At 37.2% G+C, this 17,098-nt stretch carries 19 protein-coding genes; 9 read left to right on the plus strand and 10 right to left on the minus strand.

The window, feature by feature from the left end:
* Position 1: 1 nt before the first annotated feature.
* The 3 genes from OK025_RS01975 to OK025_RS01985 are packed head-to-tail and all read right to left on the minus strand — an operon-like array spanning position 2 to position 1,332.
* On the minus strand, positions 2–517 hold the full coding sequence (locus OK025_RS01975) for a hypothetical protein (protein ID WP_317668129.1): 516 nt from the start codon (positions 515–517) through the stop codon (positions 2–4).
* The gene (locus OK025_RS01980) at positions 474–854 is read right to left on the minus strand and encodes a hypothetical protein (RefSeq protein WP_317668130.1); all 381 of its coding nucleotides are present in this window, start codon (positions 852–854) and stop codon (positions 474–476) included. The genes OK025_RS01975 and OK025_RS01980 overlap by 44 nt, the downstream gene beginning before the upstream one ends.
* Positions 838–1,332: an N-acetylmuramoyl-L-alanine amidase gene (locus OK025_RS01985; protein ID WP_317668131.1), complete on the minus strand. Its 495-nt coding sequence runs from the start codon at positions 1,330–1,332 to the stop codon at positions 838–840. The genes OK025_RS01980 and OK025_RS01985 overlap by 17 nt, the downstream gene beginning before the upstream one ends.
* A gap of 530 nt (positions 1,333–1,862) precedes the next feature.
* Between OK025_RS01985 and OK025_RS01990 the strand changes: the two genes are divergently transcribed.
* From OK025_RS01990 to OK025_RS02000, 3 genes are all read left to right on the plus strand, one after another.
* On the plus strand, positions 1,863–2,420 hold the full coding sequence (locus tag OK025_RS01990) for a hypothetical protein (protein WP_317668132.1): 558 nt from the start codon (positions 1,863–1,865) through the stop codon (positions 2,418–2,420).
* A 378-nt stretch (positions 2,421–2,798) separates the two neighbouring features.
* The gene (locus OK025_RS01995) at positions 2,799–5,039 is read left to right on the plus strand and encodes an ATP-binding protein (RefSeq protein ID WP_317668133.1); all 2,241 of its coding nucleotides are present in this window, start codon (positions 2,799–2,801) and stop codon (positions 5,037–5,039) included.
* Between the two features lie 132 nt (positions 5,040–5,171).
* Complete coding sequence (locus OK025_RS02000) at positions 5,172–6,041, plus strand: SIR2 family protein (RefSeq protein ID WP_317668134.1); 870 nt, start codon at positions 5,172–5,174, stop codon at positions 6,039–6,041.
* Positions 6,042–6,172: 131 nt separating this feature from the next.
* Here the strand turns inward: OK025_RS02000 and OK025_RS02005 are convergent, their stop codons facing one another.
* Together OK025_RS02005 and OK025_RS02010 are read right to left on the minus strand one after the other, a co-directional pair.
* Positions 6,173–7,330: an NAD(P)/FAD-dependent oxidoreductase gene (locus tag OK025_RS02005; RefSeq protein ID WP_317668135.1), complete on the minus strand. Its 1,158-nt coding sequence runs from the start codon at positions 7,328–7,330 to the stop codon at positions 6,173–6,175.
* Positions 7,331–7,360: 30 nt separating this feature from the next.
* The gene (locus OK025_RS02010) at positions 7,361–8,119 is read right to left on the minus strand and encodes an AraC family transcriptional regulator (RefSeq protein ID WP_317668136.1); all 759 of its coding nucleotides are present in this window, start codon (positions 8,117–8,119) and stop codon (positions 7,361–7,363) included.
* Positions 8,120–8,400: 281 nt separating this feature from the next.
* On the opposite strand from OK025_RS02010, the gene OK025_RS02015 reads away from it, so the two are divergent.
* From OK025_RS02015 to nudK, 3 genes are all read left to right on the plus strand, one after another.
* Entirely contained in the window at positions 8,401–9,630 is a 1,230-nt protein-coding gene (locus OK025_RS02015; protein WP_317668137.1) for a hypothetical protein, read from the plus strand.
* 31 nt (positions 9,631–9,661) lie between these two features.
* Complete coding sequence (locus tag OK025_RS02020) at positions 9,662–10,501, plus strand: AraC family transcriptional regulator (RefSeq protein WP_317668138.1); 840 nt, start codon at positions 9,662–9,664, stop codon at positions 10,499–10,501.
* A 470-nt stretch (positions 10,502–10,971) separates the two neighbouring features.
* Positions 10,972–11,553 carry a GDP-mannose pyrophosphatase NudK gene (gene nudK / locus OK025_RS02025; RefSeq protein WP_317668139.1) on the plus strand — a complete coding sequence of 194 codons (582 nt, stop codon included), beginning with the start codon at positions 10,972–10,974 and terminating at the stop codon, positions 11,551–11,553.
* A gap of 23 nt (positions 11,554–11,576) precedes the next feature.
* Here nudK and OK025_RS02030 read toward each other — a convergent pair whose 3' ends face one another.
* The 5 genes from OK025_RS02030 to OK025_RS02050 all read right to left on the minus strand — a co-directional run bounded on the left by OK025_RS02030 (position 11,577) and on the right by OK025_RS02050 (position 14,184).
* On the minus strand, positions 11,577–12,005 hold the full coding sequence (locus OK025_RS02030; protein ID WP_317668140.1) for a hypothetical protein: 429 nt from the start codon (positions 12,003–12,005) through the stop codon (positions 11,577–11,579).
* A 255-nt stretch (positions 12,006–12,260) separates the two neighbouring features.
* Positions 12,261–12,692 (minus strand): MarR family transcriptional regulator, encoded by a 432-nt coding sequence (locus OK025_RS02035; protein ID WP_317668141.1) that lies wholly within the window; start codon positions 12,690–12,692, stop codon positions 12,261–12,263.
* Between the two features lie 46 nt (positions 12,693–12,738).
* Complete coding sequence (locus OK025_RS02040; RefSeq protein WP_317668142.1) at positions 12,739–13,374, minus strand: nitroreductase family protein; 636 nt, start codon at positions 13,372–13,374, stop codon at positions 12,739–12,741.
* A gap of 12 nt (positions 13,375–13,386) precedes the next feature.
* Entirely contained in the window at positions 13,387–13,755 is a 369-nt protein-coding gene (locus OK025_RS02045; protein WP_317668143.1) for a DUF1304 domain-containing protein, read from the minus strand.
* A gap of 3 nt (positions 13,756–13,758) precedes the next feature.
* Positions 13,759–14,184: an organic hydroperoxide resistance protein gene (locus tag OK025_RS02050; RefSeq protein ID WP_159729772.1), complete on the minus strand. Its 426-nt coding sequence runs from the start codon at positions 14,182–14,184 to the stop codon at positions 13,759–13,761.
* Between the two features lie 167 nt (positions 14,185–14,351).
* Here OK025_RS02050 and OK025_RS02055 point away from each other — a divergent pair, with 167 nt between their 5' ends.
* From OK025_RS02055 to OK025_RS02065, 3 genes are all read left to right on the plus strand, one after another.
* Complete coding sequence (locus OK025_RS02055) at positions 14,352–15,266, plus strand: helix-turn-helix transcriptional regulator (RefSeq protein ID WP_317668144.1); 915 nt, start codon at positions 14,352–14,354, stop codon at positions 15,264–15,266.
* 93 nt (positions 15,267–15,359) lie between these two features.
* Positions 15,360–16,121 (plus strand): SDR family NAD(P)-dependent oxidoreductase, encoded by a 762-nt coding sequence (locus OK025_RS02060; protein ID WP_120335413.1) that lies wholly within the window; start codon positions 15,360–15,362, stop codon positions 16,119–16,121.
* 191 nt (positions 16,122–16,312) lie between these two features.
* Complete coding sequence (locus OK025_RS02065) at positions 16,313–17,050, plus strand: metallophosphoesterase family protein (protein ID WP_317668145.1); 738 nt, start codon at positions 16,313–16,315, stop codon at positions 17,048–17,050.
* Positions 17,051–17,098: the final 48 nt, after the last annotated feature.

Raw genomic sequence — 17,098 nt, forward strand, 5'->3', positions numbered from 1 at the left:
ATTACCAGGGCATGGCAACTTTACGTTTTTTTATCCAATATACAACTATCGTGATCAGCACTCCTAACCCTATTAAAAAATAGAGCATGCTTGCCACAGCTGGTTTTGTCGTCAATTTTGATTGTTCCTCCTGACCTGCTATTTTATTTTTATTCTGTTTGTCGTTCTTCACTTTTTGACTTTTCCAGTCTGTATGAAGTTGCTCCTTCATCAGTACCCCCTTTGAATAGTGGCCTTGCTTTTGATAGATTTTCCCTTTATGGAGCCGGATAATACCATCTCTGGTGATTTGAACCCCTTCTCCTTCAATTCGAAGAATTTCCTCATCGCCTGTTAAATTTGCGGCATGTGACTGCGCGATTTGTACATTTCCTGAATCAAGTTCAACACGCAAATTTTCACGTGTTTTTTCTATAACCTGCAATTCTTTCGATTCCTTAACCTTGAACCTCTTCTTAAACAGACCGCAACTGCTAACCAGCAGCAGTATTGCGATCACCTGTAGTGCATTTTTCATTTTGTATTCGTTTCAATTCAATTTGTAGTCTGTTATAAAGTTTCATTAGGTCATCAAATTTTACTTGCAGGTCTGTTGAGGTCTTTAAGCAGGCTATACGTTCGTCGTTTGCCAAATGCAGTGCTTCATTAAGATCTTCAATGACGCCGCGCTGTTGTTCGATATCTTTTGCTAACCTATTTGAATATCCTTCCCATTTTTCAATTACTTTCCCTGCATTCTCAACGTTTGTCGCTTCCACTTCGGCTTGCTGTTTAGGCTTTCCGACTAGATATCCGCCGATTGCGGTCACTACGGGAATAATCAATTTCTCTAAAATTTCAAGTAACTCCATCATAATTTTCTTTTATTAACGGTTTAAATCTTTCCCAGGGAAACTGTTTACCTGGATCCTCTTTTCTTCCTGGCGCGATGTCAGAATGCCCCAGAATATCCCGAATCGAATATTTACCAATAATAGTCTGGCATACGGCAATCGCCGCGCTGATCTGCTTTTCGGTATAAATCTCCCTGCCCTCATTTTGTAATTCGATACCGATGCTAAACGTATTCAGATCTTTCTGTCCGGCCCATGAACTGACACCTGCATGCCAACATCTGATATTAAATGGAGCCAACTGCGTTACAACACCATCACGACTTATATGAAGGTGGGCTGAAACCTTACTTCGGGAATCTGTCATCCAATCGATTGCACTTGTCGCATTGGACGCTTCATCATAATGCATGATAATATAAATGGGCTCAATAATTCCACATTTATTAGGTGTTTCTCTATATCTTACACCTAATAACTTGTTTTCTTTAATTTCCATAATACCTTTTTCTTTTATAAATTAATCAGATAGTTAACCGCTGCTTTTAATATAAACCCGAACTTCTACTGGTATCCAAAAGGAAGCACCTAAACAATACCTAATTGGCTTTATCTCAATACAAAGTTAAGAGACGTATGCTGGCTGAAAACGGAATAACAAGTGTATGTAGGCGGTATATTGAACTTACCGAATATTCAGGAAAAATGCTCTAAATAAGATATTCGATTAAAAATCTACGGGTATTTAGCAAGCCCTTCTTCACAATACTTTTAATGAAAATGAATAGTTGACTCAGGTCCTTGGCGAGTTGATCTGCACATATATTCCAGGTAGACGTATACTTTTTCTACTCTTTAAATCTGAGTACATTAAATCTGAAGATAGCGTCTATTTTTGGAGGCTATTGGTTTATAACAATTTAACAACATGAAATTATGAATGATCCGAAATTCGAAGAAGCATAATAAATTGAAAAAAAATAAATATTTTAAAACTATATATTAATTTAGCACAAAAGACATTTTACTATGCCAATGACTAAAAATGCCGTATATTTTGACAAAAGTGAAGATTACATTCGGTTTGTTATCAAAATGGTACACCCAAAGTTATATGTATCTATCTTTGCCTTTCTGTGTATCCTGTCAATCCTCGGCACATTGTCTCTCATTGTCATATTCAATATATTCGCAGCATTGGGACCATCTTCCCTACTCGTATTGGCATTAGGGCTACTCGTATCATTTGGATTTTTTAAAATTTACAGATGGCACCATAACGGTGAAGAATTTTTTATATTAACGAAAGATAATTTTAGTTATCAAATTAACAATGGCATAAAATTATCGGGATTAAAAACATTTACCGAAAAAGATTACAGGATCGGTTTCCATACAACTAACACCTATGAATCAAGCCCCTGTGGTAAAATTTATTTTTACAAAACTGATCCAGACACCAAATTGACGACAATTATTTTAGATAGCACACTGGAAATTGCTTTAGACGAGTACACACTTCTTGAAGAAAATTATCTTCAAATGACACAAAAGCCACTACCGTTTTTTGATTTCAACTTGAATTAATTAAAGAACGGGTGAATGAGAAGTATATGTGATATGTTTCGTAAGTAATACCAAAGAGGCCTTTTAAAATTGACGATCTTACTCTCTTATAAAACTTTTCCCTAGCTCTTTTGTTAATTGTTCGTTATAGCATCGAATGAGTTATACCGTGAAGGCTAGGAAGTTGGTTCGCCTAGCCTTTTTTGGCGAATATTCCGCAATATGCATAGCATTTAAAATATCATACCATAGCACCTATTTTATAGCTAGATAAATTTAAGGAATTTCATTTCACATTTATTCACTGAATCAAATCGTTTCGTTTTTCCATCAAAACCTAGTACGCCTAGTTCCTGACAGGATATAGGGAGAATACATTTTTTTTTGTAAGTTAGCCCTATGGACAATCCTCATTTTTTAAATTGCGATCAAGAACCTATTCATCTCTGTGGTCACGTACAAAACTTTGGTTGTCTTATCGTGTTTGACAAATTCCACAACTGTATTGGTTGGAGTGAAAATTGCCAGGAAATAGGCTTTCCAAGGGAATGCTTGCACAATGGCTTGCATCTATCAACATTCATTAGCAATCTTAATTTATCTCATCCCATTGATTTAGATCGGGTATTACTGGATAACGTAGAAATCTTCAAACACAGATACGTATCAGATATTCATTTGCAAAATGGAACCTATTATCTTAGCATCTATCCTTTTGACGACAAGATATTTATTGAAATAGAAAAGCACCAGTCGCAATCACATCAATTCAAGAACATCTACCATTATGCCCAACATATCAACAATGGTAAAGACATCTGGAAAGCATTGGCAGACAATATTTATACAGTCACGGGATATGACCGTGTAATGATCTACAAATTTTCAAAAAATGGAGATGGCAAAGTCATTGCCGAGCATGTGTCTGAAGGCCTCGAACCTCTTTTGGGATATCACTATCCAGAATTTGATATTCCTCAACAAGCACGTTTGCTCTACACAAAAATTTTTGCACGAGTAACTCCGGATGTAGATGCTAAACCAATTCCTGTTCTCGGTATTAACCCGGAGATGCTTGACCTTTCCATGACAGGCATACGTGCAATGTCTCCAATTCATCTTCAATATCTTCGTAATGCACAGGTTCGTGCTAGCGGAAGTTTTTCTATTATCATTAATGGTAAGTTGTGGGGATTAGTCGCCTGTCAAAATACCATACCCAAAACTATTGATTTAGCGCAAAGACATCTCTCCGTTTTTATAGTTCAATACGCCGTAAACAGCTTTTTGGCTAATAAGCAGATTGCAGAAAACAACTTTAAACTTAAAATTAAAAGCATAGAATTTGAAATCAGACAGAGCCTTTTTTCAAAGCAGGATCTCCATGGGGTCATCGGATCCCTTAGCCCCCGCTTAATGGACATTCTAAGAGCAGATGGAATCGCATTCAAATACCATAACAAATGGCATATAACAGGCAGTACACCACATTTGAACAGTATTCAAGCGATAGAAAACAGTTTGATTACTAATAACGCAAACGAATTATTTTGGCAATCTGATTTTAAATGGCCCGACAACGATATTAAGGATTTATCTCACTTTTCCGGTATAGCTAAAATAGACTTGGAATATAAACTGGATTTTAAGATCTATTTTTTTCGAGAAGAAGTAAAAATTGAAGAAATTTGGGCCGGACAACCGAAAAAAGAATTTATTTATGACCCTAACAAACCGATAAATTTCCCATCTCCACGCACATCATTTGAGGCATGGAAAAGGACAGTATGCGGAACTGCGCCAAAATGGACTGAATGGGAAATTGACTTCTTAAAAAAACTAAGCATTATACTACAGGAAGCCTGTGTAAAAAAAATAACGGAGATTCAAGCACTTAATGAAAAATTGGTTGAGATCAACAATATCCTTGAAACATTTAGTTATACGCTCAGCCACGATTTAAAAAATCCACTGGCTGCCCTACAGATGACAGCACAAATGATCCGCGACCGTCCTGGATTAAGTCAGGAGTTTTTGGGAAAAGCCGGTAAAAACATGATGGAAGCAATTCAGTTAATGAATAACATGCTGGATAAAACCGTTGATTTCGCTCGTACAAAAAGCTATGATTTCGAATATGAACCTGTTTACCCCGAGCGCTTTATCCAAAATATTATTGATGATTGTAAAGTCAGATATAATATAGGAAAACTGCAATTTCAAAAAGGTAAGACGCTGCCTATTGACGGTGAAAAAACATTGATCTATCAATTGTTTTTGAACCTTTTGGGCAATGCAATAAAATATAGCAGCAATAAGGGAACTCCAATTATTGGTGTAGATAGTGTTGATTATGGAAATACGATCGTCTATAAAGTCTGGGACAATGGTATCGGAATCTCCGCAGAAGAAACTGAACGGATTTTCGAGATTTTCCATCGTCTGCCTAACGCGATACAATTTGATGGTTCCGGGGTAGGGTTATCCATTGTCAAAAGAATCGTGGAGCGGCTTAATGCAAAAATCACGGTGGAAAGTACATTGAACGAGGGAACAACCTTTAATATTCATTTCCCTAAGAAAAATAAAGATTTAAAATCTACCTTACCGACAAATCCATACCAGAACGAAGCAACATAAGCCTTTCAGCATTTTATTTATTAAATTAGCATAGCGAACCTACACGCAACAGGTTAATCAAACAAAACCAAATATACGATTGTTTGGCATCGTCATAATGCCTGACAGGATTGACGCTTGATTTATATGACAATGAAAAAGTTGACTTTATTAGTTGGAAACGACATCAATAATATTTCACCAGGGATCAGCTGGAGTGATCTACTACACAATATCAAAGAAAAATATAAGGTTAGTTCATTAGAAAATGGACAAAAGCCCTTCCCTATGTTGTATGAAGAAATATTCCTTCATGCGATAAAAGAAAAACATATCAATGAGAGAGAGCTTAAAACCTATATCGCTGATTGTGTTTCTCAGATCAACCAAAACGAAATACACCAATTAATCCGGGATTTCCCGACCGAAAACATCATTACTACGAATTATGAATTTAGTTTGGAAGGGAAAATCACAACCACTAATACGGGACTAATTCGCGAAACGACGTACAGTATATTTCGTAAACACGAAAACGAGAACAAAAACTATTGGCATATACATGGTGACTGTCTAAACCCGTCGTCCATTAATCTCGGCTATGAGCATTATTGTGGACAATTGCAAAAAATGAGAGATTATGTCGTTAATGGAACAAATTACAGTTCGGAAACTGTTTATAAGCATGCTCTGATTAAACGATTAAGTCAGAATAAGGATACCAAGCTCCAATCGTGGATTGATCTATTTTTTACTCAAGATATCCACATCTTGGGTCTTTCTCTTGATTTTGTCGAAATAGATCTTTGGTGGCTTTTAACTTATCGTGCACGACATAAATATTATAGACGAAGTAGCTTTATTAAAAATCAATTATTTTATTACACAACAAAAAAGTGGTATGGGCTTTCCAAAGATAAAATGCAGTTACTTCAGGCAAACGATGTTGAAATCATTGTAATTGACGAGTCTGATAAGACTAGGTATTACAAAAAGGTACTGGATGCAATAAAAAAGATATGAGTTTTCCAACAAAGCATAACTGGGAAGTGGACCCATTAGCAAATTCTCAAGAGTAAAACCTCTAAAATAGCTCACTTTTGAAGAAAACAAAATTCATAATCAGCAAGCCTTTTTCGGGCAATCCATAAAGACTAATCTTTTATGGATTGCCCGAAAAAGGCCAACATAGTCGACAAAGCGTTTGTCGAGTGCATTCTATCACTATTTTCCAAGGTATCTTGTGTTGCTTCAGCACCACGTCTTATCATATCTTTTTCAAAATATCCTATTGCGTCCAACAAAGTTTCGTGTTTCCCATTTGTTAAACATTCAGTTAACTCAAATGCATCTTGCATCGCTACATTTGCTCCTTCGCCAGCAAATGGCGGCATACGATGGGCTGCATCCCCTATTATTGTAAGATTAGTCTGCGTTTCCCAATTTTGATCAAGTGGAAAATAATATTGGGGACGAGGGATAAACTGAACACTGTCATTCGTAAAGAACTCATACCAACTCGAGTCCCATCCTGAGAAATAATTCTTAAACCAATGCAACACTTGCTTTTTATCCCGAAAATCAACAGCAATCTTCTCCAGTTCGTTTTCCGGCATTTTTGTACTCGCCACAAACATCACTGAACCATCTTCTTTTGTACCGTATCCAATAAATTGCCCTTCACCGAAAGCCATCACTTTTCCTCCTTTTGTTAATTCAAAAAGATTTGGCACATTTTTTTTTGCCTCATAAATATTACCCTCAATTAAGGTAATTCCAGCATACACAGCTTTTACATCGCTTAAATAGGGGCGAACCTTTGAGTTGGCTCCATCCGCACCTATTACAAGATCTGCATAGGCATCCTGCTTATTCTTAAAGGACAATAGCCAGCCCTCTCCAGACTTCTCCATGGCTACGAATTGGCTATCCCAGATCACAGTCCTTTCTTCCAGGGAATTTAGCAAGATATCTCGCAATGGTGCACGATCAATTTCTGGTCGATTTTCAGCTGCCGATACATGGTCATCGTGGTCATCAAATTTTACAACGAGCCCCTTATCGACAATGCGTAGCTTACTAGCTGTTGGACGATGATATTTATAGAATTCCGCTAGAAGTCCTGCGCGTTTCATTGCTTCGAGCCCAGTTCCTTCATGGAGATCCAATGTAGAACCCTGGACACGAATATTCCGGTTTAAATCCCGTTCATAAACAGATACATCAGCCCCATGTAACTGTAATAAGCGAGCCAAGGTTAGCCCTCCCATTCCACCGCCAACTATTGCTATTTTCTTATTTTGTGTTAACATCCTATTTGTTTAAAATTTATAAAAACAAAGCTAATGAGATGTCAAAGACGATAATAGTATAAATCGGTCGTTTTTATTTTTCAACAATTCTTTGGGGACAACTCCCGAAAAACGTTTAATCTCTTTGATAAAATGAGTCTGATCGAAAAAATGCTCACCCGGGCTGAGCTTTCCTTTTACAATATGATCTAATGAGGACCTAAAACGTAGGATATTACAATATGCCTTTAGGGAAAGTCCAAATCGCTGATTAAAATAACGGTTGATCTGCCTACTGTTCCAAAAAACCTTTTCGGAGAGTTCAGCGATGGGAATTGTTCCATTACTCTTGTAAATTAGATCAAATAATTTACGCTTTCGTTCATCAATATCATTTGGAATCAGTGATTTAATTTTATTTACTGCTTTATCTACAAATTGGTCAAAGCTCACTAAATCCTGTTCTGAAAATCCCCAAAAATCCTGTACTAAAAACTTACCTGAATTGATAATATCCACAATATTTTCACGCAAAAGATATTCTACGGCAAGCAATTTAAAGCTGATACAAAATAATTGTCCATCTACAGGAATAGTCGCCTCTTCATGGGGCTGTGTTCCCAACCCCAATAAAATAATCCGAAATTCATCTATTGCCGATTTAAAAAGAAACAAATCGACACGTCCATCTGGTAAACCGATCGTTTCTTTCTTTACCCCGGTTTCATTGCGCAAGCACCAAAAGCTATCCACAAAGCATGCAAGTTCTTCACTAGGTGCAATCAATGTATAAAGTAGACCATCTTCCATGTTCAATTGTAATTAACAGATTATTTTATGGAATATTTAATTCAATAGCTTAAAATTAACGATTATATCTTAAGATTGTCCTCAGGGAATTCAAAAAACACACGTCAAAAAAAACACTTATAAACCAGAAAAACAAATATTTATAACATATAAAATATTTTTAAAAATCGATTTTGAGAAATAAAAAAAATAAATCATTTTTGCTATCGTTTAGCTGAGATTAACAGGAAAAGTAAGACCATAACAAATTACCTTTCGAATTTTATTTTTATTGATTCTCTATGTCATATCAAAGAATTGCCTATTTCTTTTTGGGCGTAATATTGTGTATTAGTTGTAAAAGAGATATTCACCCCGGAGCTGTGCCGCCCGATCCAGAAATCATCGAAAAGGATAAACTACCTATCCCAGCAGGCTTTACCAATGATCTTGCTACCATAAAAATTAATGCTATTGCCAATGCAAATCAACCAGGTGAAGAGCAACCTTTTTTGATACGAGATATTTCCGGAAATAATGCGAGTTACTGCCATCCCGATGTGGAATATTTTCCAACAGGTTTCAATGGATACAAATATTGGATGGTATTCACCCCTTATTTTGGAATAATAGGATCTGACCGAACAGCATCATTGTATGAGAATCCCACAGTGGTGGTGTCTAATGATGGGAAAGAATGGATTACTCCAGCTGGGCTGGCAAACCCTATTCAGAGACGTCCGGCGTTGGAAGACTCATTCATACAAAAAGATGGCAGCCCTAACCAGGGATATTGGTCTGATGTAGACTGGAACTTTAACGGAAAAGAATTCGAATTATATTATAGAGGCTGCTTTTTCTCCAGCAAAATTTTAAAAAAATGGGGTGCCAAAAGTGCAAACAACACTAAAAAATTAAACGAAGAAGCGGAACGTGTTATTGTAAGACAAACGTCAAAAAATGGGATTGACTGGACACCGCTCGAACTCGTGTATAATAGTAATGAACCTACTTCTTTCCAAGACAACCACATCCTTTCACCAACATTTGTGAGAAATTCGACAAATATAATAACGAGCTACGAAGTGGATTTTATGCCAAGCTACAAAGCTCCAATTATGACCAATATCCTATCGCGTATTTCTACAAATGGCTTAGATTTTACCGCTTATCGCGACAGTAAGAAAGTTGAATTTATGAATAAACCTTGGCTAGAATTCAGCAAGGGATATTCGACTTGGCATCTGCAAGGCTCGTATATTGATGGGTATTACTTTCTATGTCTGGCAATTGGAAACGTAGATCGATTTACCTCAGATATGAATTATCTAGCCTATTCAAAGGATGGTCTACACTTTCGCGTCTTCGAAAAACCTTTAGCCGCGGCCAATGTATACCGCTCTTCTGTATTCCCAAAAACCTCTTCCTCAAAAAGCATTGAATTTGGTGCTGTAATTGGTTATAAGTCCGGAGCCTTTGGCTACCGTGAATTCACCATCAACAAACAGGTACTGGAAGATGGTTTAAAATAAAACACCTATATTTAGGTTCAAAATCATTTCGATGGAGTTATTTCCGACAATAGATATTCAAGAATTTAGAAAAGACCACCTTGCAGGTAATCAAGGATATTTATACTCGGAATTACGTGGTGAACATCATATAGCGCGTCCACATCAGCATCACTTTTTTTTATTGGTACTTTTTGACCAAGCAGAAGGTGTTCATACGATTGATTTTAAAGATTATCACATTGATCGTCATCAAATCCATATCCTGTTTCCAAAGCAAGTTCATAGCTGGAAATTAGGGGCCAATACCACTGGCTTCCAATTGATGGTCGATAGAGAATACTTCGAGAAATTTTCGCCCAATTTCCATTTTTCATTTGCTTACTATCAGCGTAATCCTGTTATCTCACTCTCCAACGAAACATTTGCGCTACTTTATTATGAATTTAATGCAATAAGAAAAGAACTTGAGGACCACGATTGCGTTCCAGCTATTATCTATTCTCGCACAGCTGTAATCGCATCGATACTAAGCAAAGAGGTACAAAAAGTAGTACAAAATGAACAAAATAATGAATCCAATCCACGTCTCTTAAAGCTACAGGAGTTAATTGATATCCATTTTCGACATGAGAAGTCGGTATCTTTCTATGCAAAAGAACTTAATATATCCACCCCGCACCTTACTAAAATCTGTCGTCAAAAGCTCGAAGTATCTCCAAGCCAGCTCATTCAACAACGAACTATCTTGGAAGCAAAACGATTGCTACAGGCAACCGACCTATCTATCAAAGAAATTTCGTTTAAACTTGGTTTCGTCGATTCTGCTTACTTCTCCAATTTCTTCAAACAACATACTGGTATGAATCCAAAGCAATTTAGAGCGAACTGAGATTCACCAATACCTCGCATACATTAAATTTTGACCAATATTTCTTCCTTAAAAATAAACAGCAAGTCCATTTGCGGAACAAAACTTGTTATTTTCACATCAAAATACCATTATCAATGATAACTGAATTTATTAACCTTGTAGTGGACACAACTCTTTTCATCTTTGGCCAAGGTTCCGGTAACGAACGGCCACAGAAAAAAAAATAATTTCAAATTTGTGTCTCTCTTTGACGCTAGCTCTTGCTTTGGTTGTTACGCTACTTCGCCACAATCGGATTGCACCAATTGATTTATTTTGGATTATACCTGTTAGTTTATTAACGGGTTTCATCCTACTTTTTATCCCGCTTCGACTACGCTGGATAGCACCATGGCCAATCGCGACATACATCAAAGCTTCCCTTAGTTTTTCCTGCTTAGTTTGGATTGCAATTCTTATTTTTATCTTTTGACTTTAATGCGCTAAAAATGGCTATAAAAGATATTAAAATTGTAAAAACTGAAATTCTATCAGACAACTGGTACACTTTAAAAAAAGTGACTTATCAATACAGCAAACCCGATGGCACTTTACAACAACAAAGCCGAGAAGCTTATGATCGTGGCAATGGAGCTGTCATTTTACTCTATAATACCAGTACTCAAACGGTCATCTTAACAAGACAATTTCGGATACCTACCTACATCAACGGGAATGAGTCAGGAATGCTTATCGAAGCTTGTGCAGGTCTTCTTGATCAAGATTCTCCCCACGACTGTATACGGAGGGAAACAGAAGAAGAAACAGGCTATCAGATCAAGGAAGCAAAAAAGATATTTGAAGCTTATATGTCCCCAGGTTCTGTAACTGAAATTCTACATTTTTTTATAGCAGAATACACCAATAACATGAAAGTTGGCGATGGCGGTGGTTTAGAAGAAGAGGAAGAGCATATTGAAATTCTAGAAATCAATATCGAAGAAGCACTACATATGATTGATACAGGTGAAATCAAAGATGGCAAAACCATTATGCTACTACAATATATTCGATTAAAAAATATACTATAGATGCCTAATTTAGATGATTGGAACTAGTGATTAACTTTCTCAAAGATAAACCTCGGGTCCTGGAAATTGACGGTTGAGGGTATATAATGTGGAATTCCCAAATATACTTGCTCCGTACCTGTACCTAAAATATATAGAGACCCTTTTTTTAATAAAACAAAGGGTCTTCTTTTTTTCTGTCCCCAGCCAAATGGCGTATAATAATAGTCTCCAAGCAATGTGTCTTTTTGGATATTACCGCTAATATCTCCAGAATCGACCTCACCTCCAGGTCTATAAAAGAACAATTTACCATGAAAACGGCGCTCAAAAAGATTAAGTTCTAATCGTGCACTATCCCGGTTACTATAAGCCATATAACTTAAGACATCTGCATCCTGCCTTCGCTCTTCACAACTTATCAACGACAGGCCCAAAATAACAAAATAAAAAACTAAAGAAAATAAACGCATCTTTCTTTTGATCTATAATACCTAATACCGCCCAAGATAAATACAAAATCTAGCAAGGCAAAGTCACATAGAGTAAGATACTTTTTATCGCTCTATTTCGAATCCTATGGTGCGATAGAACGTCTGCTCTATTTTTAGGTCTTCCCACAAATAAAATCATAGATCACCGTAGTGTTCTTTTAGCTGATCACTTTGTAGCTGCAACTATTTTCAATCCGTATACAGTCCCTTTGTTATTTCAGTATGACAAAAATACTAATGTCCATTAGCGTTATTGACTATTTTATCTGCTAAAGATTTAAGCTGAACCATATCCGCATAATCGAGCTTGAGGGCTTCAAAAATCTGCATGGGAATACAATTTGCCTTTTCTTTTAATTGTAATCCATGCTTTGTAAGTTTGATTTTGACTACCCTCTCGTCAGTTTTACTTCGTGTTCGTGTAAGCAAAGCTTTAGTCTCCAAGCGCTTCAATAGTGGCGTAAGCGTTCCATTATCCAGAAATAACTTAGCTCCTAATTGATTTACTGTTTGCTCATCATTCTCCCATAAAGCCATCATGGTGATATACTGTGGATAGGTCAAGTCAATCTCTTCAAGAATAGTTCGATACTGCTGCATAATTTCCCTATGTAGCACATACACTGAAAAGCAAAGCTGTTTATCTAATTTTAATAAATCATCCATCTTGCAAAGTTATTGAGTTTTCGAGGGATTGAAAGAGAATGATCAACTATTTATACTCAACGACAAACTCTTCCTTGGGTACTCGAACCTTTTTCATTGACGAAATCCAATCTCTCGAAGAGTCCGCCACACCAATATACATCAATGAAACGCTTTTAAGTCCATGTTTTTCTAATTGTAAAGCCTCATCCACGACGCGGTTATCGAAGCCCTCGGCAGGCGTGGAATCAACGCGGAGTTCCGCTGCTTGAGCCAAAGCCAAACCTAAAGCAATGTAAGTCTGTCTTGCCGTGTGCGCAAAATTTCTTTCTGCAGCTTCATTCAGATAAATAGATTTTAACTTGTCCGTATAGGAGCCAAAGCGTCCCCTTGGCAAATCCCGTTCATCTGTAGTAAAATCATAAACTTTATCAATACGTTCTTCTGTATAACGATCCCATGCAGCGAAAACAAGCACATGTGAGCATTCACGCATACAGTCTGGATTTAGTGCTCCTTTTGCCAATTCTTCTTTCAATGCCTGATTTTCAACAATCAATATTTTAAATGGCTGTAAGCCCGAGGAAGTCGGTGCAAAGCGCGCTGCTTCAACGATTTTATCTATATTTTCTTGACTAACTTTTTTTGTCGGATCGTATGCTTTCACAGCATGACGCCATTGTAAATCTTCTATTAATGACATATAATTATATTTTTATTTTACGAGTATAACGGATAACAACGCCAACAATGCAGGAACTCCTTGTACAAAAAATATCTTTTTGCTCGCTGTCATTCCACCAAAAATACCGGCAACAAGGACACATCCTAAAAAGAACAGGCGTACATTGTGACTCCAGATGGGGTCATTGATTAAAAAAGACCAGGCTAAACCTGCAACGAGAAAGCCATTGTAGAGCCCTTGATTTGCAGCAAGCCCCTTCGTTGGCTTAAATAATTCTGCCGGGAGAGCCTTTCCAAAACTACGTTTTCCTGCAGTTTCCCAAGCAAACATTTCCATCCATACAATGTATACATGTTCTAAAAGTACGAGTGCTGTAAGCACGTTGGCAATATAATTCATATATTATTCGTTAGTTGATACCGTCAATTTGACATCCATATTACCCCTAGTTGCATTTGAATAAGGGCACACTTGATGTGCTTTTTCAATTAATTGTTGTGCTAACTCTAAGCTTACGCCAGGTATATTTGCATGTAATTCTGCAGCCAATCCAAAACCACCATTATCCAATTGTCCAATACTCACATGTGCAGTTACCGAAGTCTCTCCAGTTTTTACTTTTTCTGACCTAATGACCAAATTCAAGGCACTATCAAAACACGCAGCATAACCTGCAGCAAAAAGCATCTCTGGATTGGCATAATCATCATTCGCACCTCCTAGTCCTTTTGGCATACGAACAGCTAAATCCAGTACACCATTTTCACTTCTTACCTGACCGTTTCGTCCTCCTTTGGCTGTCGCGCCGATGTTATATAACGTTTTCATATTTCAATTTGTTTTGTTTGTACAAATGTATGGCAAGAAATTATATTGTGCAAAATATAATATTGCAATTTACATTAAGATGAAAATAGCAATATCTTAAAAACATGACTGCGTGTATCGAATGTAATCTAAAACCAGTACATTTGATTATTGCAAATCGGGTTTAAATGAAAACAACTTCCATTGAACAGTTTTATCAGGAAATCAATGCGAGCATCCCACAGGAGATCGCAAGAGAGATTGGTCATTTTAATGTATTCAACTTTGAGGAGCTTGCAGCTACATTAAAAGATAAACCGATCATGCCCTACAATAAGCGTACCTACTACAAAATAAGCTTAATCACAGGGAAAAACACGGCTGAATATGCCGATAAAGTCATCGAAATCGATGAATCCGCGCTTGTATTTGCTACCCCAAAAGTTCCTTACCATTGGATACCGAAAGATGAGCATCAGAAGGGTTATTTCTGCGTTTTCACCGATGAATTTCTAACCCGAAATAAAAGTGGTGTTAACATAGATGATCTCCCTATCTTTCAACCGGGCGGCCTTCCGATTTTTCAATTAGCAGAAGAACAACGTATTGAAATAGAGGAAATCTTCGTAAAAATAAATAAAGAGCTTTCTTCAGAGTACGTCTTTAAATACGATCTGCTGCGAAATTATGTTCTTGAGATCATTCATTATGGGCAAAAGCTGCAACCCAAAAGTATAACAAATCCCACACATAATGCCTCTAATAGAATAACCTCATTATTTATAGAATTGCTAGAAAGACAATTTCCCATTGAATCTCCAATGCAACGTTTACAACTACGGACAGCTAATGATTTTGCGGAACGACTTGCCATACATGTCAATCACCTGAATAAAATTTTAAAGGAAAATACGGGAAAAACAACCAGCCATGTCATTGCAGCCAGAGTCACACAGGAGGCAAAAATTTTACTGCGACAAACCGATTGGAATGTCTCTGAGATTGCTTATTCACTTGGCTTTGAGGAGATCGCTCATTTTTCCAATTTTTTCAAGAAGCAAACCGGCTTTGCCCCAAACATTTTTCGTTCTCAATCGTTATAATTTGAATTTCGCAAATATCCATTTGTATTTCGCAAGGAAAAGTATAACTTTTCGGAGGATCTTTGTGCTGTTGGATCTTTAAAACAAATTAAAATGGCTACAAATAAAATAGCATTGGTAACAGGCGGAAGCCGTGGTTTAGGTAGAAACATGGCTGTTAGCCTTGCAAAAAAAGGAATCGATGTCATTCTAACCTACAATAGCAATCAGGAGGAAGCAGATCATGTAGTTGCTACGATACAATCTTTAGGTCAGCATGCAGCTGCATTCCAATTGGATGCAGGTAATGTGCAGTCTTTTGATCTCTTCATCGAACGAGTTACACAGCATATAAAACAAGAAACTGGGCAATCAAACTTCGATTTCCTAATCAATAATGCAGGAACCGCCTTATATGCCCCCTTTATAGAAACCACAGAAGAACAATTTGACACAGCTTATAACATCCATTATAAAGGGGTATTTTTTCTCACGCAGAAAGCTCTTCCCTATTTGAATGATGGTGGACGTATTATCAATATTTCCTCTGGTCTCGCACGTTTTGCATTTCCGGGATCATCTGCCTATGGCTCGATGAAAGGAGCAATCGAGGTACTGACGAGGTATCTTGCCAAAGAACTCGGTCCTCGAGGTATTGCAGCAAACGTTGTTGCTCCTGGCGCGATCGAGACTGATTTTGGTGGCGGGCATGTGCGGGATAACAAAGAAACAAATGCGCATATTGCAGCTGTTACAGCTTTAGGACGTGCTGGTGTACCTGACGATATCGGCGGTGTGGTTGCCTTCCTCTGTACCGAAGACGCAAGATGGATCAACGGACAACGTATTGAGGTATCCGGTGGAATGAATCTTTAGTAACGTACCACCTAAATAAGCACATATCTGAGGCTATTAGCTATGTGCTTATTTTAAAGTATTTCTTCACCAATTTCAACCAATTACTCCCTTTTAGCACAAAAATTATAATGCTATTATCATTTTCTTCCTTACCTCGTAAATTGTAGGTTGACTGATTACCCGAATGATTATGTTTGTAGCATAAGAATATGATACAACTTGCCATAATAAGTGATATTCATGCCAATTTAATTGCATTGGATGCGGTATTAACAGATATCAAAGATAGAGGATTAACACAAATCTACTGCTTAGGTGATCTTGTTGATTTCGCTCCCTGGGGGAATGAAGTCATTGACAGAATACAAGAAAAAAACATTCCATGTCTACTGGGAAACCATGACCAAAGAATTGCTTTTGACGAAGCCATTATCCCTTTACCACACCATGATGGAATAGAGACTTCAAATCGAGAAATCGCCATCAACATAAGCAAGAAGGAGATATCGGCCCCTCATAAAAAGTGGTTAGCAACATTACCCTACAACATTGAACTAACCTTCAAGCTTGGAACGAGTTTTAGGAAAATCCTTCTTGTCCATGCCAGTCTCCAAAGCAATGACGAATACATCCATGAATCAACTCCAAAGCATGCTCTATCAACCCTATTAAAGCAAAGAGCAATCGATATTCTGGTGATGGGACATACACACCATTCTTATATTCAACAGGATGGAGACGTCTTTTTTATCAATTGTGGTTCGGTGGGCCGAAGTAAGGAAAAAGACAGAAAAGCAACTTACACAATAATCACCTTATCTGAAAAACAAATTAATGCCGAGATCGTTAAAGTCGACTACCCAATATCAGCTGTCGCAAATGCAATTTACGACAGCAATATCCCCGATTTCTACGGAGACTTCTTACTTGCGAATAATACACTTTAATCATTGTCAATTTGCCACAATAGTTAAAGCTGTCGTTTCATTATTAAC

The organism is Sphingobacterium sp. UGAL515B_05 (assembly GCF_033097525.1).
In the GTDB taxonomy this organism is placed as follows: domain Bacteria; phylum Bacteroidota; class Bacteroidia; order Sphingobacteriales; family Sphingobacteriaceae; genus Sphingobacterium.

What these genes read in the sequence shown, in the direction of transcription:
- OK025_RS02015 (WP_317668137.1), top strand. Translation starts at nt 8,401, where the DNA reads ATGTCATATCAAAGAATTGCCTATTTCTTTTTGGGCGTAATATTGTGT.
- OK025_RS02035 (WP_317668141.1), bottom strand. Translation starts at nt 12,692, where the DNA reads ATGGATGATTTATTAAAATTAGATAAACAGCTTTGCTTTTCAGTGTAT.
- OK025_RS02045 (WP_317668143.1), bottom strand. Translation starts at nt 13,755, where the DNA reads ATGAATTATATTGCCAACGTGCTTACAGCACTCGTACTTTTAGAACAT.
- OK025_RS01985 (WP_317668131.1), bottom strand. Translation starts at nt 1,332, where the DNA reads ATGGAAATTAAAGAAAACAAGTTATTAGGTGTAAGATATAGAGAAACA.
- OK025_RS02055 (WP_317668144.1), top strand. Translation starts at nt 14,352, where the DNA reads ATGAAAACAACTTCCATTGAACAGTTTTATCAGGAAATCAATGCGAGC.
- OK025_RS02005 (WP_317668135.1), bottom strand. Translation starts at nt 7,330, where the DNA reads ATGTTAACACAAAATAAGAAAATAGCAATAGTTGGCGGTGGAATGGGA.
- nudK (WP_317668139.1), top strand. Translation starts at nt 10,972, where the DNA reads ATGGCTATAAAAGATATTAAAATTGTAAAAACTGAAATTCTATCAGAC.
- OK025_RS02020 (WP_317668138.1), top strand. Translation starts at nt 9,662, where the DNA reads ATGGAGTTATTTCCGACAATAGATATTCAAGAATTTAGAAAAGACCAC.
- OK025_RS01975 (WP_317668129.1), bottom strand. Translation starts at nt 517, where the DNA reads ATGAAAAATGCACTACAGGTGATCGCAATACTGCTGCTGGTTAGCAGT.
- OK025_RS02040 (WP_317668142.1), bottom strand. Translation starts at nt 13,374, where the DNA reads ATGTCATTAATAGAAGATTTACAATGGCGTCATGCTGTGAAAGCATAC.
- OK025_RS02050 (WP_159729772.1), bottom strand. Translation starts at nt 14,184, where the DNA reads ATGAAAACGTTATATAACATCGGCGCGACAGCCAAAGGAGGACGAAAC.
- OK025_RS02010 (WP_317668136.1), bottom strand. Translation starts at nt 8,119, where the DNA reads ATGGAAGATGGTCTACTTTATACATTGATTGCACCTAGTGAAGAACTT.
- OK025_RS01995 (WP_317668133.1), top strand. Translation starts at nt 2,799, where the DNA reads ATGGACAATCCTCATTTTTTAAATTGCGATCAAGAACCTATTCATCTC.
- OK025_RS01980 (WP_317668130.1), bottom strand. Translation starts at nt 854, where the DNA reads ATGATGGAGTTACTTGAAATTTTAGAGAAATTGATTATTCCCGTAGTG.
- OK025_RS02065 (WP_317668145.1), top strand. Translation starts at nt 16,313, where the DNA reads ATGATACAACTTGCCATAATAAGTGATATTCATGCCAATTTAATTGCA.
- OK025_RS02060 (WP_120335413.1), top strand. Translation starts at nt 15,360, where the DNA reads ATGGCTACAAATAAAATAGCATTGGTAACAGGCGGAAGCCGTGGTTTA.
- OK025_RS02000 (WP_317668134.1), top strand. Translation starts at nt 5,172, where the DNA reads ATGAAAAAGTTGACTTTATTAGTTGGAAACGACATCAATAATATTTCA.
- OK025_RS02030 (WP_317668140.1), bottom strand. Translation starts at nt 12,005, where the DNA reads ATGCGTTTATTTTCTTTAGTTTTTTATTTTGTTATTTTGGGCCTGTCG.
- OK025_RS01990 (WP_317668132.1), top strand. Translation starts at nt 1,863, where the DNA reads ATGCCAATGACTAAAAATGCCGTATATTTTGACAAAAGTGAAGATTAC.